The following is a 17,782-nucleotide window of genomic DNA, read 5'->3' as shown; positions in this document are numbered from 1 at the left end:
AATTTATCATAATACAAATTAATGAAATTCAAAACATAAATTCGTAAGACAATACTATAAATATATTTTGATATATGTCAAATAACAATATACAAATCTTTGATACAACACTACGCGATGGTGAGCAAGTGCCTGGTTGTAAATTAAACACAGAGCAGAAACTAGTCATAGCAGAGCAATTAGACGAGCTTGGTGTTGATATTATCGAAGCCGGTTTTCCCGTCTCGAGTCCAGGAGATTTTAGATCTGTAGAGGAGATTTCTAAAATCGTAAAAAATGCGACCGTCTGTGGTTTAACTAGATCTGTTCAAAATGATATTAAGGTTGCTGCAGAGGCTTTGAAATACGCAGCTAAACCTAGAATTCATACAGGTATTGGAACTTCAGATTCTCATATAGTTCATAAATTTAAGACAACACAAGAAGATATTTTAGAGCGTGCATTTGCGGCTGTAAAATATGCAAAGTCATTTGTAGAGGATGTTGAGTTCTATGCTGAAGATGCAGGTAGAACAGATAATGAGTATTTGGCTAGAGTATGCGAAGCTGCAATAAAGGCTGGCGCAACAGTTCTAAATATTCCAGACACAACAGGTTACTGTTTGCCTAGTGAATATGGTGCAAAAATTAAATACCTTAAAGAAAATGTAAAAGGAATTGAAAAAGCCATATTATCTTGTCATTGTCATAACGACTTAGGTTTAGCAACGGCTAATTCTATAGAAGGGGTTATTAATGGCGCGAGACAGATTGAGTGTACAATCAATGGAATAGGAGAACGTGCTGGTAATACAGCTTTAGAAGAAGTTGTTATGGTGTTAAAACAACATCCTTACCTTAATTTAGATACCAATATTAATACCTCAATGCTTTATGGAATGAGCCAATTGGTTAGTGATAGTATGGGAATATATACGCAGCCAAATAAAGCGATTGTAGGATCAAATGCATTTGCGCATAGCTCAGGTATTCACCAAGATGGTGTTATAAAAAACCGTGAAACTTACGAAATTATAGACCCAAAAGATGTTGGGGTAACAGAGTCTGCAATTGTTTTAACAGCAAGAAGTGGAAGAGCAGCTTTGGCATATAGAGCTAAAAATGTAGGATACGAATTAACAAAACTTCAGTTAGACGAAGTGTACGCAGATTTTTTGAGTTTTGCCGATAAAAAGAAAGAAATTAATGATAATGATATTCATCAAATCATTGAGAAAAGTAAAGTTTATCAACAAATAATTTCAGCTTAAATGTCAAAAAAAACATTATTCGATAAAGTTTGGGATGCACACGTCGTAGATTCTATAGAAAACGGTCCACAAATTCTATATATTGATAAACACTTAATACATGAGGTTACAAGTCCGCAAGCTTTTAATGAATTAGAAGATCGTGGAATTCCTGTATATAGACCAAATCAAATTGTAGCTACGGCAGATCATAATACACCAACATTAAATCAAGATCAACCCATAAAAGATGATTTATCTAGACAACAGCTAGAACAGTTGTCTATAAATTGTAAAAAAAACGATATTACATTATATGAGTTAGGACATCAATATAATGGAATTGTCCATGTAATGGCTCCAGAGTTGGGCGTGACACAACCAGGCATGACCATGGTCTGTGGAGATAGTCACACTTCAACACATGGTGCCTTTGGTACTATTGCTTTTGGTATAGGAACAAGCCAGGTCGCGCAAGTCTTTGCGAGTCAGTGTTTGCTACTTAAAAAGCCTAAGAGTTTAAGAGTATCGGTAAATGGCAAATTAAAGAATGGCGTCTTACCAAAAGATGTCATTCTTTTTATTATTTCAAAATTAGGAACAAATTCTGGTACAGGTTATTTTTGTGAATATGCAGGAAATGTTTTTGAAGAGATGAGTATGGAAGGTCGTATGACTGTCTGTAATATGAGTATTGAAATGGGAGCGCGTGGTGGAATGATAGCACCAGATCAAACTACTTTTGATTACGTGAAAGGACGAAAATTCGCTCCAGAAGGAGAAGATTTTGAAAAGAAAGTTGCTTATTGGAAAACTTTGCCAACAGATGATGGTGCTAAGTTTGATTTGGAATACAGTTTTAATGCTGAAGATATAGAACCAATGATTACTTATGGAACAAATCCAGGAATGGGAATTAAAATTTCTGAAAATATTCCTGTCGATGAAAACCCGTCATTTAAAAAGTCATTGGCTTACATGGATTTTGAAGCTGGTGAAAGTCTAATCAATAAGCCTATAAACTATGTATTTATAGGGAGTTGTACTAATTCTAGAATAGAAGATTTTAGAGTTGCAGCAAATTATATAAAAGGTAAGAAAAAAGCGGATAATGTTACGGCTTGGTTAGTTCCAGGTAGTAAGCAAGTTGAAGCTCAGATAATAGAAGAAGGGTTAAAAACAGTATTTGAAGAAGCAGGTTTTGAGTTACGTCAACCAGGATGTTCAGCATGTTTGGCAATGAATGATGATAAAATTCCTCAAGGAGAATATTGTGTCTCAACGTCTAATAGAAATTTTGAAGGACGACAAGGGCAAGGTTCAAGAACCATTTTAGCTAGTCCGCTAGTTGCAGCAGCAACTGCTGTAGAGGGTAAGATTATTGACATTTCAAAACAATTAAATTAATGGAAAAATTTATAACATTGCAGTCTAAAGCCATTCCATTAAATATTGAGAATGTAGATACAGATCAGATAATACCTGCGCGTTTTTTAAAAGCAACCGATAGAAAAGGGTTTGGTGATAATGTATTTAGAGATTGGAGATACCATAAAGATGGAACTGTAAATACCGGTTTTGTATTAAATGATTCCAAATATTCTGGCAGTATTTTGGTGGCTGGAGATAATTTTGGATGCGGATCGAGTAGGGAACATGCTGCTTGGGCTATTACAGATTATGGGTTTAAAGTTGTAGTATCTAGTTTCTTTGCAGATATTTTTAAAGGTAATGCTTTAAATAATGGGCTCTTACCAATACAAGTTTCTAAAGCCTTTTTGAGTGACTTATTGCAACAAATTGAGTCCAACCCACAGACGGTTTTAACGGTTAATCTAGAAAATCAAACTATATCAGTCAATGAATCCGATTTATCTGAAGATTTTGAAATAGATGCCTATAAAAAAACATGCTTAATCAATGGTTATGATGATATTGATTATTTATTAAGTAAAAAAACAGAAATTGAAGCTTTTGAAAAACAAAGTGTCTAAATTAGAACAGTAAAAAAATCAGAATAAGTTTCCCGAAATTTCGGATATAAAAGAAGATTTAATGAAATTAAATATAGCAGTTTTACCAGGAGATGGTATTGGGCCAGAAGTTACAAAGCAGGCAATTAAAGCATTGACAGCTATTGCTTCAGAATTTAATCATAATTTTAAATTTACAACTGCAGATGTAGGAGCAATTGCTATTGATAAGCATGGTGCTGCATTACCAGATGATACGTTAGAATTATGTAAAAAGAGTGATGCCATTTTGTTTGGCGCCATAGGAGATCCGAAGTACGATAATGATCCTTCTGCTCCTGTTAGGCCAGAGCAAGGATTGCTTAAACTTAGAAAAGAAATGGGATTGTATGCTAACATAAGACCAGTTAAAGCGTATAAGACCTTATTAGATAAGTCGCCATTAAAAAAGAATATTATTGATGGTACCGATATTTGTATTTATAGAGAATTAACTAGTGGTATTTATTTCGGTGAAAAGGCATTGTCTGAAGATGGTAATTATGCTTCAGATTTATGTGCGTATACTCGAGAAGAAATTGAACGAATTGCTCACTTGGCTTTTGCGGCTGCACAGCATAGAGAGAATAAAGTTACTTTAGTGGATAAAGCTAATGTGCTAGAATCTTCAAGACTTTGGAGAAAGGTTGTAAAAGAAGTTGCAGAGGATTACCCAGATGTTGCATTAGACTTTTTGTTTGTAGATAATGCGGCAATGCAAATGATTTTAAACCCAAAACAGTTTGATGTGATTTTAACTGAAAATATGTTTGGCGACATCATCAGTGATGAGGCAAGTGTAATTGGTGGTTCTATTGGTTTGTTAGCTTCGGCGTCAGTTGGAGACAAATATGCAATGTTTGAGCCTATTCATGGTTCTTATCCTCAAGCCACTAATAAAGGTATAGCAAACCCAATTGCTTCTATATTATCTGCAGCAATGTTACTGAGCCATTTTGGATTGCATAATGAAGCTGAGTTAATTAAGTTGGCTGTAGAGAAATCTTTAAAATTAAATATTACAACTCCAGATATAAACGCTGTGATTGATACCGTTACAACAACCAATGTTGGAGATTTTATTGAGGACTTTATTTTTAATCCAAAAGACACCAATTTAAACTTCAAAAATATTCACTTAGGGCAATCCACAATAATATAAATATACATGTCAAAACAACCAAAGTTAACACGCTTTAATCAGAATGTACTGTCAAAATATCAGATATACAATAGTATATTTATGACACTTCCTTTTGACACTATAACAAAAACAGGAGCGCTTTTGCCTTTGTTTCATGAGACTTGTAAAAAAGGTTTTGCGAATCAAGATGATCCTACAACTATAGTTGATACTTTTTTTAAAAAGTACCAAGGAAGACGTTCGTCTGAGAGTCAAATAAATTTGCTTTTTAGATTTATTCAATACATAGAAAGACAAGTTGTATTGTTTGATGCCATTGAGGATGCTGCATTTCCTGTTGTAAATAACATGGATGGAATAGGAACTCTAAGAAGTTTAAAAGAGACTGTTAGTGCAGGTAATAAAATGGAGTTGCTTCGTCAGTATTTAGAAGAATTTAAAGTTAGAATTGTTTTAACTGCCCATCCAACTCAATTTTATCCAGGATCCGTTTTAGGTATTATTACAGATTTAACTGAAGCTATTCGAGATAATGATTTGCTTAAAATTAATGATTTGTTAGCTCAATTGGGTAAAACACCATTTTATAAACATGCAAAGCCTTCTCCGTTTGATGAAGCGGTAAGTTTAATTTGGTATTTAGAAAACGTATTTTATAAATCGTTTGGAAGTATATATGATTATATACAACAAAATATTTTTGACGGAGAACATGTAGAGAATGATATTATAAATATTGGTTTTTGGCCAGGAGGTGATAGAGATGGGAATCCATTCGTTACACCTGAAATAACATTAAAAGTTGCCGGTAGATTAAGACTATCTATTATTAAAAACTATTACAGAAATGTAAGACAGCTAAAACGGAAGTTAACTTTTGAAGGAGTTGAAGATAGAATGGCGCATTTAGAGCGTGAGTTGTATAACATTATAACTAATGAAAAATCAGATTTAACCTTAGAGTTTTTTGTTTCAGAATTAAAAGCTGTAAGACAAACCATTGTAGATAAGCATCAATCTCTTTATTTTGATGAAATCAATAGTCTTATTAATAAAACACACTTATTTGGATTTCACTTTGCTAATTTAGATATAAGACAAGATAGTAGAAAACACGCTAAGTTCTTTAATGATATGGTTAATGCATTGATAGAAAATGGAAGCGATATTTTTCCGAAAGACTATCATGATTTACCTGAGCAAGAACAGATTAAGATATTGTCCACGGTTAAAGGTTCAGTTGATTTGTCATTGATAGAGGATGAAGAATCTTTGAAGGCTTTAAAGACAATGCAGGTTATAAAGACGATACAAGATACTAATGGTGAGCAAGCGGCTAATCGTTATATAATAAGTAATAATCAAACAACTTTGCATGTAATGCAGTTGTTTGCGATGCTTAAGTTAGTTGCGTTTCATGATAAACTAACTGTAGATATTGGACCATTATTTGAAACAATTACAGACTTAGAAAACGCACCTAAGGTAATGGAGGAGTTATACACAAATCCAGATTATGCTGCACACTTAAAATCGAGAGGCAACAATCAAACAATTATGTTAGGTTTTAGTGATGGTACCAAAGATGGTGGTTATTTAATGGCAAACTGGGCAATATATAAAGCAAAAGAAAACTTAACTAGAGTTTCTAGAAAACATGGAATAAAGGTTGTCTTTTTTGATGGTCGTGGTGGACCACCAGCTAGAGGTGGTGGAAAAACACATAATTTTTATGCGTCGTTAGGTCCAACTATCGAAGATAAGGAGGTGCAGTTAACTATTCAAGGCCAGACAATTAGTTCTAATTTTGGAACTTTAGAGTCGTCTCAATATAATTTAGAGCAATTAATTAGTTCTGGAATAGGGAACAGGTTAACTGATACGGATTTAAGTATGGAGCCAGAAAATAGAGATGTAATGACTGACTTGTCAGAACGCAGTTATAAGGCGTATTCAGCATTTAAAGCACATCCTAAATTTATTTCGTATTTGGAGCATATGAGTACTTTAAAATACTATGCAAAAACGAATATTGGAAGTCGACCATCTAAACGAGGTAAGGCAGAAGGTTTAGTGTTTGAAGATTTAAGGGCAATTCCGTTTGTAGGTTCTTGGAGTCAATTAAAGCAAAATGTACCAGGATTTTTTGGTGTAGGGACAGCATTAAAGCATTATGAGGATAATAATGAATTTGAAAAAGTCCAACACTTGTTTAAGACATCTAGTTTTTTCAAGACATTAATAGAAAACAGTATGATGTCCTTGTCTAAATCCTTTTTTGATTTAACGCGTTATATGTCAGAAGATAAAGAATATGGAGAATTCTGGAATCTTATTTATCAAGAATACGAAACATCGAAGCGACTTATACTTAAGTTAACAGGTTTTACTGAGCTGATGCAAGAAGAACCTTCTGGTAAGGCGTCAATTGCTGTGAGGGAATCTATTGTTTTGCCATTATTAACTATTCAGCAATATGCATTAAAGAAAATTCAAGAACTTGAAAAGGCTGAAGTAAGGGATGAAGAACAGATTAAAATTTTCGCTAATATGGTAACGCGATCATTATTTGGTAATATTAATGCTAGTCGTAATTCTGCGTAATGTAATATTATAAAAGTGTAAAGCCTGCAATGTTATACGTTGCAGGCTTTTTTTTATTATTAAAAAACCCTCGTAGTTAACATTACGAGGGTTTTTTCTAACGAACTAATTGTTCAATTAATCAATTAATGTTCGTTTAATCTAAAATCTGGATAAGCATCCATACCATGTTCATGTGCATCTAGGCCTTCTAGCTCTTCTCGTTCTGATACTCTTATGCCTACGGCCTTTTTCAAAGTAAATATAATTAAGAAAGAAGAAACAAGACAGATACCAGCGTAGCATCCTACTCCGATTAATTGAGTTAAAAATGAATGATCTGGGTTTGTAGAAAAGATTCCAACAGCAAGTGTGCCCCAAATACCACATGCTAAATGTACGGCAATTGCTCCCACAGGGTCGTCTAATCTTAATTTGTCAACTAACGCTACGGCGAAAACGATAATTACTCCTGCAATGGCTCCAATAATAATTGCGCTTTCAGGAGACATAACGTCAGCTCCAGCAGTTATTCCTACTAATCCACCCAAAATTCCATTTAAGAACATGGTTAAATCTAAGTTCTTATACTTTAAAAATGAAACTGTAGCAGCAACAACTCCTCCAGAGGCAGCTGCCAAACATGTAGTAACTAAAACTAGTGAAGTTAGCGCTGGGTCAGCAGATAAAACTGAACCGCCATTAAATCCAAACCAGCCAAGCCAAAGTATTAAGACGCCTGCAGTTGATAAAGGTATGTTGTGTCCTGGAATTGCTTGAGGTTTTCCATCTTTAAATTTGCCAATTCTAGATCCTAATAAATAAACAGCAACTAAAGCTGCCCATCCTCCAACAGAATGAACTAAAGTCGATCCAGCAAAATCGTAGAAACCTAATTTATCTAAAAATCCGCCACCCCATTTCCATGAGCCAGCAATTGGGTAAATCAGTCCAACATAAATCACAGTGAAAATCATAAAAGGTCCAATTTTCATTCGTTCAGCCACAGCACCTGAAACAATAGTTGCTGCAGTTGCAGCAAACATTCCTTGAAACAAGAAGTCTGTGTACCATGTATAGCCTCCATCAGCATATAAACTTCCATCAGCAGTAGTAAATGAATTTTGCATATCTCCTAAGTCAATTCCAAATCCAGCAAAATCTAAAATTCCTGAAGATCCATCAGCAAACCCTGGATACATAAGATTAAATCCTCCAATGTAGTAAAGCAATAAGCCTACCGTGATAATAAATATATTTTTAAATAAGATGTTTATTGTGTTTTTCTGTCTAGTCAGTCCGATTTCTAAAAATGCAAATCCTAAGTGCATAAAGAAGACTAAAGCTGTACAGATCATCATCCATACATTATTTGTAGTTAATAATTCCATGTTTTTTTATTTTAAAGTTTGTCCTCCTTTTTCACCAGTTCTTATTCTATAAACTTCATCAACGTGAGAGACGAAGATTTTACCATCTCCAACATCACCAGTAGAGGCAGCTTCAAGTATGGCTTTGATTGTAACCTCTTCAAAGTCGTCATTAACAACTATTGATAAGTATCGTCTTTGAATATCACTAGTGCTATAAGAAACACCTCTGTAAACATGGCCTTCTTTTTCGTTTCCAAGACCTGTAACGTCCCAATACGAAAAGAAGTTTACGCCTACTTCGTGCAGTGCGTCTTTTACTTTAGAAAATTTTGACTTTCTAATAATGGCTTCAACTTTTTTCATGAAAAAAAATTATTTAGTTAGTTAAGAGACAAATTTATATAAAGTTTATGCGCACCCTTACCAAATTTGGGGTTTGGGCTAAATTTTTATGAATATTTTATTTTATACCCCCTTTTATTTACTTTCTTTTAGTTTTTTCAACGTTCTTTTTGGGTGAAGGTGTTATTTAAACAGAGAAAACCTTCAAAGTGCAATACTTTGAAGGTTTTTAAATCTAATCTTTAATCGAATTATTTAAATCAACACTATATTTAAAGATTGTAATTATCTTTCTCTTTTTCCTGGGTAAGCAATTTCCCCATGTTCAGAAAGGTCAAGACCAACTGTTTCTTCTTCTTTTGTAACTCGAAGCCCCATTGTAGATTTCAAGATTTTAAGAACAATAAATGATAAAACTACAGACCAAACAGCGTAGGCTAAAACGCCTATAGCTTGTGTTCCAAGTTGTGCAAATCCACCACCATTAAATAAGCCTATTCCTTCATCACCGTTTATTCCCCAAAGACCGATTACTAATGTTCCCCAGGCTCCTGCAACACCATGTACAGATGCTGCGCCAATAGCGTCATCAATTTTTAATTTCTTTTCAATGAATTCTATTGAGAATACCACAATTACACCACCAATAAGACCTGCGAAAACAGCTCCGACTGCAGACATGTTTCCACATCCTGCTGTAATACTTACTAAACCGGCAAGGGCACCGTTTAAAGTTTGTGGTAGATTTGGTTTACCGTACCATATCCATGTTGTGATTAATGCGCCAAGACCACCTGCAGCAGCTGCTAGGTTTGTTACAAGTACAACATTAGAAGCGCCAATAGCGTCAGCACCACCCCAAGCTAATTGAGATCCACCATTAAAACCAAACCATCCTAACCAAAGGATAAATACACCTAAAGTAGCTAATATTTGGTTGTGTCCTGGTATAGACATTACTTTTCCATCAACAAATTTTCCAATTCTTGGTCCCACCATGTAAGCAGCAACCAAAGCAGCCCATCCTCCTACAGAGTGAACAATTGAAGATCCTGCAAAATCAATGAAGCCTAAGTTGGTTAACCAACCAGACCCTTGCCATTGCCATCCACCAGCTATTGGGTAAATAAGAGCAGTCATTATAATTGAGAAGATAGCGTAAGTTGAATACTTAGTTCGTCCTGCAATTGCTCCAGAAACAATTGTTGCTGCAGTAGCTGCAAACATTGTTTGGAATAATAAATCAGCACCTTCACCTTGCATTAAACCACTCCAGAAAAACCATCCATTAGAAGTATCTCCATACATTAAAGAATATCCTACTAGCCAATATGTTAGTGATCCAACACAAATGTCTAATAAGTTTTTCATTGCAATGTTGGCTGCGTTTTTAGAACGCGTCATTCCTGTTTCTACAAGAGTAAAACCAGCTTGCATAAAGAATACAAGGATTGCTGATATTAGCATCCATAGCATTCCCATGTCGCCATTAATCGCGGCAACAGCAGCTTCAACTTCAGTAGGTTCTGCAGCATCTTGTACTGCAATAAGACTTGGGAGAATCGTTAAAATATTAGGTATCATAATCGTTAGTGTTAGTTAATATTGTTGGTTAAAACGTGTAGATTGCAGCTAAAGTAAAAGCAGCTAAACTACTTGCATCTTCACCATCTGCATCAAAAAATCTATCGTCCCAATTGCTCCAAGAATCTAATCTGATTTCTGGCTTAATAATCAAATTGCTTTCTACGGTATAACTTCCTGTTAGAGTAGTAGCAAATACACTTGGTAAATCATCTATGTCTTTATCGTGGTAGCCAAAATACTCCCCTCTTAATCCAATGCTGAATTCGTCAGATGTAGCAAATTGTGGGTATAATGCAGCTCCATAAAAACCGCTACCGTCATTATCGTTATACGCAGCGTTGATTCCTAAGAAAAAATCGTCAGAAAGATCAAATCCACCAGTATAGTCAATCTCAAAACCTAATCCGTCGTTATTTCCACTGTCGTAATATAAGTTTAAATATTGTCCAGAATATCCTAATTGAGCTCCAAATGAATACTCTCCAGTTGTAGATGTATTGTTAGTGTCCCAAGGATTCATCACAGCCAGCATTAAGCTAAAATCTTCTGATATCGCAAAATCAGCTTTTAAACCTAAATGTGAGAATGGTCCATGAGAAAATAAATAGGAAGTGCTGTAGTTAAAGTTCGCTGCAGGAGCAATTACTTCGTACCCTAAGAATGTATTAAAACGACCCATTGTTAATGTTGTGCTTTCTGAGACATTCCAATAAGCATAAGCTTGATTAACGATTCCGTCAACAATATCATCGCTAAAAGTTGCGCCTGCACCTCTTGGTCCAACAACTAAATCAAGTACAGCACCTACTTTACCACTTTCGTAACTAGCAATTAAGTTACCCATACCTAAAGCGAATCCAGTTTGATCAGCAAAAGCAGTTCCATATGACTGCCCAGAATCATCAGATGTTGTTAGGTAAGTTTGATAATAAGCATCCACACTTCCACTAAGTGTAAAAGATTTTGTTTCCTCTACGGCCTCAGTTTCCTGTGCTGTTAATACTACTGACATAAATAGTAGTGTTAATGTGAAGATTTTTTTCATAATTATAATATATTTAAAATAGTTAGTTCGGGTCAAATCTATATAAACTTTACATACACCCTATTTAAAAAAGGGGTAAAAACTGAATTTTTATGAATTTGTAATTTTATACCCTATAAATTTTGGGGTTAAAATTAAATATGGTGTTTTTATTGAAATATCAATAATTCTGTTTTTAATAAAATGAAGTAAAACCGTCTATTTTGTGAATTATTATTAATGTTTTATTACTGTCGAAATCGTTTTCGCAACAAATGACATAATTTGTTGTTTTTTTTTCATTAGTTAATTCATAGTATATTATGATATTATTGCAAAATTTTCAATAAGAATCCTGTTTACTATCGATTTGGGAAAATTGTTTCAACTATTTTTTTTATCTGTTTTTTGAATCTATATTAGAGCTGAAATAAGGTGTAAAAAACCTTTAAATAACGATCAGAATATGTTTAAGAAACAAGGACTTTATTTACCAGAATTTGAACACGAAAATTGTGGCGCAGGATTCATATGTAATCTAAAGGGAGAAAAGACAAATCAAATTATACATGATGCCCTGGAAATACTAGAAAAATTAGAGCATCGAGGTGGTGTAAGTTCCGATGGAAAAACGGGTGATGGAGCAGGTCTTTTAATAGATATTCCACATGCGTATTTTAAACGTGTTTGTGGCTTTAAAGTTCCCGTAAAAGGGAAGTATGCTGTAGGTATGGTTTTCTTGCCTAAAAACAGAAATCAATATAAGTTTTGTAAGGATAATTTTGAGAAGGAAATCATCGCTCAAGGACTGACTGTAATAGGTTGGAGAGAAGTGCCTGTAGATTCTACTCAATTAGGAGAAATCGCCTTAGCTTCAGAACCAAATATAGAGCAGCTTTTCGTAGGTAAATCGAATGAAGTTTCTGAAGCTGATTTTAAAGCGAAACTCTATGCAGCACGCAAGATTACGGAGCATACTGTAAGGAAATCTAAGATGTCTCAAAGCTCTTATTTCTATGTGTCTAGCTTGTCAATGAATACACTTATATATAAAGGTATTATCATGCCCGAAGATATAGGTCCTTATTATAAAGATTTACAAGAAGACGATTTGGTTACTAGATTGGCTTTAGTACACCAACGTTTTTCTACTAATACAATGCCAACTTGGGAATTGGCGCAGCCATTCCGATTTATGTGTCAGAATGGAGAAATTAATACCCTTCGTGGCAATGTGAGTAGAATGCGTGTTCGTGAAGAAATCATGAAAAGTGAGGTCTTTGGACCACAAATAGATAAATTATTTCCGATTATTTTACCCGGAAAATCAGATTCTGCATCTATGGATATGGTAGTAGAATTGTTAACGCATACAGGGCGTTCTCTGCCAGAAGTTATGATGATGATGATACCAGAAGCATGGGAGAAACATGCTACAATGTCGCCAGAGCGTAAAGCCTTTTATGATTATAACGCTTGTATTATGGAGCCTTGGGACGGACCAGCTTCTGTGCCATTTACGGATGGTAATTATATAGGTGCGCTTTTAGATAGAAACGGATTAAGACCTTCAAGATATACCGTTACAAAAAGTGGTAAACTAATTATGTCTTCAGAAATTGGAGTGGTTGATATTGATCCAGAAGATGTAGAAAGTCACGGTCGCTTAGAACCTGGTAAAATGTTTTTGGTAGACATGAACCAAGGTCGTATAATTAATGACGAAGAAATAAAAAGCAAAATCGTTAAGGAAAGACCTTATCAAGAATGGTTAGATAAAACAAGATTACATTTAAAAGATATTCCATACACAGGCGAAACTTGTCCTGTGGAACTGTTAGATATTAAAACAAGACAACGTCTCTTTAATTATACATACGAAGATATTCAAGAGGTTATCACACCAATGGCTCAAAAAGCAAAAGAAGCTTTGGGCTCAATGGGAATCGATACACCTTTAGCGGTTTTGTCTAACAAGCCGCAATTAATTTCAAATTATTTTAAGCAATTATTCGCGCAAGTTACTAATCCGCCTTTAGACGGAATTAGAGAAGAAATTGTAACAGATATTAGTTTATCTTTAGGAAAGGATAGAAATATTTTCAGCATTACAGAAAGACAATGTAGAAAATTGAAAATTCAGAATCCAGTAATTTCAAATGACGATTTAGCAAAAATTAGAAACATTCAAGTTGAAGGTTTTAAAGCTGAAACAGTAGAGTTACTGTATCAAAAAGATAAAGGACTTAACGGACTAGAAGATGCTTTAGACAATATTATTATTCAAATAGAAAAAGCACTGACTCGAAAAACCAATATCATCATTTTATCTGATAGAGGTGTGAGTAAGGTAATGGCGCCAATTCCTGCGTTGTTAGCGTGTTCTTATGTAAGTCATCAAATGAACCGTTTGCGTAAGCGTTCGTATTTCGATATTATTATTGAATCTGCAGAACCACGTGAGCCACATCATTTCGCAACCTTATTTGGTTATGGAGCAAGTGCAGTAAATCCATATATGGTTAACGAAATTATTAGAATGCAAGTGACAGATGGTTTCATTACTGATATGGACGAGCAAAAAGCAGTTGATAATTTCAATAAAGCCATCGGAAAAGGGATTCTTAAAGTAATGAACAAAATCGGAATTTCGACATTACGTTCTTACAGAGGATCTCAAATTTTCGAAATCGTAGGTTTCAATTCGCAATTCGTAGAAAAATATTTTCCATATACAGCATCAAGAATTGAAGGTATAGGACTATATGAAATTGAAAAAGAAATTGATAAACGCTACCAACACGCGTATCCAAGTAATGTCTTAGACAAGCGTTTAGGTTTAAACATTGGTGGAGATTACAGATGGAGACGTAATGGAGAAAAGCATTTATTTAATCCAACAACGGTTGCCAAATTACAACAAGCGGTTCGTTTAAGCGACCAGGCGAGTTATGATGTGTACGCAAAAACCATCAATGAGCAATCAAAAAATTTAATGACCATTCGAGGGTTATTCGAATTTAATAATATAGATCCAATTCCAATTGAAGAGGTAGAGCCTTGGACGGAAATCGTGAAACGTTTTAAAACAGGAGCGATGTCTTATGGGTCTATTTCTCGTGAAGCGCATGAGAATTTAGCCATTGCCATGAATAGAATTGGAGGTAAATCTAATTCTGGAGAAGGAGGAGAAGATAGAAGACGTTTTCAGCCAGATGTAAATGGAGATAGTAGAAATTCTGCAATTAAGCAAGTAGCTTCTGGTCGTTTTGGTGTAACGTCACATTATTTAACGAATGCTAAAGAGATTCAGATAAAAATGGCGCAAGGTGCCAAGCCAGGCGAAGGAGGTCAATTGCCAGGTGAAAAGGTATTGCCTTGGATTGCGGCAGCAAGAAATTCAACCCCTTTTGTTGGTTTAATTTCGCCGCCACCACATCACGATATTTATTCTATAGAGGATTTAGCACAATTAATTTACGATTTAAAAAATGCTAATCGCGAGGCTAGAATTAACGTGAAACTAGTTTCAGAAGTTGGTGTTGGTACCATTGCGGCTGGTGTTGCAAAAGCAAAAGCCGACGTAGTACTTATAGCTGGCTATGATGGAGGCACAGGAGCTTCGCCCTTAACATCACTAAAACATGCTGGTTTACCTTGGGAACTTGGATTGGCAGAGGCACAACAAACCTTAGTGCTTAATAACCTAAGAAGTAGAATTGTTGTAGAATGTGATGGACAACTAAAAACAGGTCGTGATGTTGCTATTGCAGCATTATTAGGAGCTGAGGAATTTGGTTTTGCAACTGCACCATTAGTAGCTTCGGGTTGTATTATGATGCGAAAATGTCATTTAAATACATGCCCTGTAGGTATAGCAACACAAGACAAAGAATTGCGTAAAAACTTTAAAGGCACACCAGAACATGTGATTAATTTCTTCTATTATATTGCAGAAGAATTGAGAAGCATTATGGCGGAATTAGGGTTTAGATCTATGGCAGAAATGGTTGGTCAAACACATAAAATTAATGCCAATAAAGCTATTAAACATTACAAAGCTAAAGGCTTAGATTTATCTTCAATTTTACATAGACCAGAAGTGTACAATCAAATGACGGTTAAGAATACTGAGAAGCAAGATCATAATTTAGATAATGTTTTAGATTTCAAAATTCTAAAAGATTCACATCGTGCTTTATACAGAAAAGAGCAGATGACCTTGGCTTATCCAATTAAAAATACAGACAGAACTGTAGGTGCTATTGTGAGTAATGAGATTTCAAAAATATATGGCCATTTAGGATTACCTGAAGATACCTTAAATATCAATTTTGAAGGTTCAGCAGGACAAAGTTTCGGGGCTTTCGGAGCTCACGGATTAACTTTTAATCTTCAAGGAAACACCAATGATTATTTAGGTAAAGGATTATCTGGAGCCAAATTAATTGTAAAGAAACCTGAAAAGGCAGATTTTAAAGCAGAAGATAATATCATCATTGGTAATGTGTGTTTATTTGGAGCTGTTGAAGGACAAGCTTATATCAACGGAATAGCAGGCGAACGATTTGCAGTTAGAAACTCTGGAGCAACTGCAGTTGTAGAAGGTGTTGGAGATCACTGTTGTGAATACATGACTGGTGGAAAAGTAGTGGTTCTTGGCAAAACAGGACGAAACTTCGCAGCAGGAATGAGTGGAGGAATCGCTTATGTGTACGATCCAGAAAACAAGTTTAAAAATGGTTTGTGTAATACCGAAACTATAGATTTTGAAAAAATTCTGAAGAAAGATGCAAACGATTTAAAATCGATAATAGAGAAACATGTAAAATATACTAACAGTGAGTTAGGAAAATCTCTATTAGCAGATTGGGAAACAAGCTTGAAGAATTTTGTACGCGTTATGCCTACGGAATACAAACGTGCTTTAAAACGTTTAGAGACAGAAGAACAAATGGTTGAAGAATTAGAAACAGTATAGGACAATGGGAAAAGTAACAGGTTTTAAAGAATTCGAAAGAAAAGATGAGTCATACAAGCCCGTAAAGGATCGTGTAAAACATTACAAGGAATTTACAGTGCCATTGAATGATAAGGACATGACCGAACAAGGGTCACGTTGCATGGATTGTGGAATTCCGTTTTGTCATAGTGGTTGTCCGCTTGGTAATCTAATTCCAGATTTTAATCATATGGTGCACCAAGGCGAATGGCAAAAGGCTTCTTGGATTTTGCACTCAACAAATAATTTTCCTGAATTTACAGGAAGACTATGTCCTGCGCCATGCGAACAAGCATGTGTTTTAGGTATAATTGAAGATCCAGTATCGATAGAGAATATTGAAAAAAATATAGTAGAACGTGCTTTTAAAGAAGGTTGGATTAAACCACAACCACCAAAAGTAAGAACAGGAAAAACGATTGCTGTCGTAGGTTCTGGTCCTGCAGGCTTAGCAGCTGCACAACAATTAAATAGAGCTGGTCATACAGTTACTGTTTTTGAACGTGATGATGCTATTGGAGGTCTATTGCGTTATGGTATTCCAAATTTTAAAATGGAAAAAGGTATCATAGATCGTCGTTTAGCGATTCTTGAAGCTGAAGGTATTGTATTTAAGACTAATGTTAATGTTGGTGTAAATTATGATGTTGAAGATTTAAAAAAGTTTGATGCTGTGGTTCTTTGTGGAGGAGCAACAGAAAGACGTAGTTTACCAACACCAGGAATTGATGCAGATGGCGTAGTACAAGCTATGGACTTTTTAACGCAGCAAACAAAGGTTGTTTTTGGTCAGAAAATAAAAGATCAAGTTTTAGCAACTGGTAAAAATGTGATAGTCATTGGAGGTGGAGATACAGGATCTGATTGTATTGGGACATCAAATCGTCAAGGTGCAAAATCGGTAGTGAATTTTGAAATTATGCCAAAACCGCCAGGACATCGTTCGCCAACAACACCTTGGCCATATTGGCCATTGCAGTTAAAGACATCCTCTTCTCATAAAGAAGGTGTAGAACGTAACTGGTTAATAAACACAAAAGAGTTTGTCACTAACGCAAAAGGTAAATTAACAGCCTTAAAAACTGTAAATGTAGAATGGGAAATGGTACCTGGAGAACGACCAAAACTTGTTGAGATTGCTGGTACTGAAAAAACGTGGAAATGTGATTTAGCATTATTAGCCTTAGGTTTTACAGGTCCGGAATCTACAATTGCAGATAAATTAGGTTTAGACAGAGACGTACGTTCTAACTACAAAGCGAGTTACGGAAAATACCAAACTAACATTCCAAATATTTTCACAGCAGGAGATATGCGAAGAGGACAATCTCTAATTGTTTGGGCTATTTCAGAAGGAAGAGAAGCTGCCAGACAAGTTGATATTTACTTAATGGGTAAATCGGATTTGGCGACTAAGAATGAAGAAGGCGATTTAGTCGGACTATAAATGAAGAATATATTTTAAACACAAAAAGCATCTGGAAAC

At 35.0% G+C, this 17,782-nt stretch carries 11 protein-coding genes; 7 read left to right on the top strand and 4 right to left on the bottom strand.

The window, feature by feature from the left end:
- Nucleotides 1-74 precede the first annotated feature (74 nt).
- The 5 genes from Q0891_RS12375 (at nucleotide 75) to Q0891_RS12355 (ending at nucleotide 6,989) form a co-directional block, all read left to right on the top strand.
- Nucleotides 75-1,250, top strand: coding sequence for a 2-isopropylmalate synthase (locus Q0891_RS12375; protein ID WP_299102047.1), 1,176 nt, complete (start codon nucleotides 75-77; stop codon nucleotides 1,248-1,250).
- Complete coding sequence (leuC, locus tag Q0891_RS12370; protein ID WP_299102045.1) at nucleotides 1,251-2,636, top strand: 3-isopropylmalate dehydratase large subunit; 1,386 nt, start codon at nucleotides 1,251-1,253, stop codon at nucleotides 2,634-2,636. It begins immediately after the preceding gene.
- Nucleotides 2,636-3,223 (top strand): 3-isopropylmalate dehydratase small subunit, encoded by a 588-nt coding sequence (gene leuD / locus Q0891_RS12365; protein ID WP_299102043.1) that lies wholly within the window; start codon nucleotides 2,636-2,638, stop codon nucleotides 3,221-3,223. Before leuC ends, leuD begins: the two co-directional genes overlap by 1 nt.
- A 61-nt stretch (nucleotides 3,224-3,284) precedes the next feature.
- Nucleotides 3,285-4,403 (top strand): 3-isopropylmalate dehydrogenase, encoded by a 1,119-nt coding sequence (gene leuB, locus Q0891_RS12360; RefSeq protein WP_299102041.1) that lies wholly within the window; start codon nucleotides 3,285-3,287, stop codon nucleotides 4,401-4,403.
- Between the two features lie 6 nt (nucleotides 4,404-4,409).
- The gene (locus tag Q0891_RS12355; protein ID WP_299102039.1) at nucleotides 4,410-6,989 is read left to right on the top strand and encodes a phosphoenolpyruvate carboxylase; all 2,580 of its coding nucleotides are present in this window, start codon (nucleotides 4,410-4,412) and stop codon (nucleotides 6,987-6,989) included.
- A 125-nt stretch (nucleotides 6,990-7,114) separates the two neighbouring features.
- Here Q0891_RS12355 and Q0891_RS12350 read toward each other — a convergent pair whose 3' ends face one another.
- The 4 genes from Q0891_RS12350 to Q0891_RS12335 form a co-directional block, all read right to left on the bottom strand.
- Nucleotides 7,115-8,359: an ammonium transporter gene (locus Q0891_RS12350; RefSeq protein ID WP_299102036.1), complete on the bottom strand. Its 1,245-nt coding sequence runs from the start codon at nucleotides 8,357-8,359 to the stop codon at nucleotides 7,115-7,117.
- Nucleotides 8,360-8,365: 6 nt separating this feature from the next.
- A complete protein-coding gene (locus Q0891_RS12345) occupies nucleotides 8,366-8,704 on the bottom strand; it encodes a P-II family nitrogen regulator (RefSeq protein ID WP_299102034.1) in 339 nt (112 codons plus the stop codon).
- A 264-nt stretch (nucleotides 8,705-8,968) separates the two neighbouring features.
- Nucleotides 8,969-10,267, bottom strand: coding sequence for an ammonium transporter (locus Q0891_RS12340; RefSeq protein WP_299102031.1), 1,299 nt, complete (start codon nucleotides 10,265-10,267; stop codon nucleotides 8,969-8,971).
- Between the two features lie 28 nt (nucleotides 10,268-10,295).
- Entirely contained in the window at nucleotides 10,296-11,315 is a 1,020-nt protein-coding gene (locus Q0891_RS12335) for an outer membrane beta-barrel protein (protein ID WP_299102029.1), read from the bottom strand.
- A gap of 445 nt (nucleotides 11,316-11,760) precedes the next feature.
- Here Q0891_RS12335 and gltB point away from each other — a divergent pair, with 445 nt between their 5' ends.
- Together gltB and Q0891_RS12325 are read left to right on the top strand one after the other, a co-directional pair.
- Nucleotides 11,761-16,275: a glutamate synthase large subunit gene (gene gltB, locus Q0891_RS12330; protein ID WP_299102027.1), complete on the top strand. Its 4,515-nt coding sequence runs from the start codon at nucleotides 11,761-11,763 to the stop codon at nucleotides 16,273-16,275.
- Nucleotides 16,276-16,279: 4 nt separating this feature from the next.
- Nucleotides 16,280-17,743 (top strand): glutamate synthase subunit beta, encoded by a 1,464-nt coding sequence (locus tag Q0891_RS12325; protein ID WP_299102025.1) that lies wholly within the window; start codon nucleotides 16,280-16,282, stop codon nucleotides 17,741-17,743.
- The last annotated feature ends 39 nt before the right edge of the window (nucleotides 17,744-17,782 follow it).

It is taken from the genome of uncultured Winogradskyella sp. (assembly GCF_947498005.1).
Classification (GTDB): Bacteria; Bacteroidota; Bacteroidia; order Flavobacteriales; family Flavobacteriaceae; genus Winogradskyella.
This window is presented reverse-complemented; position numbering and strand designations above follow the sequence as displayed.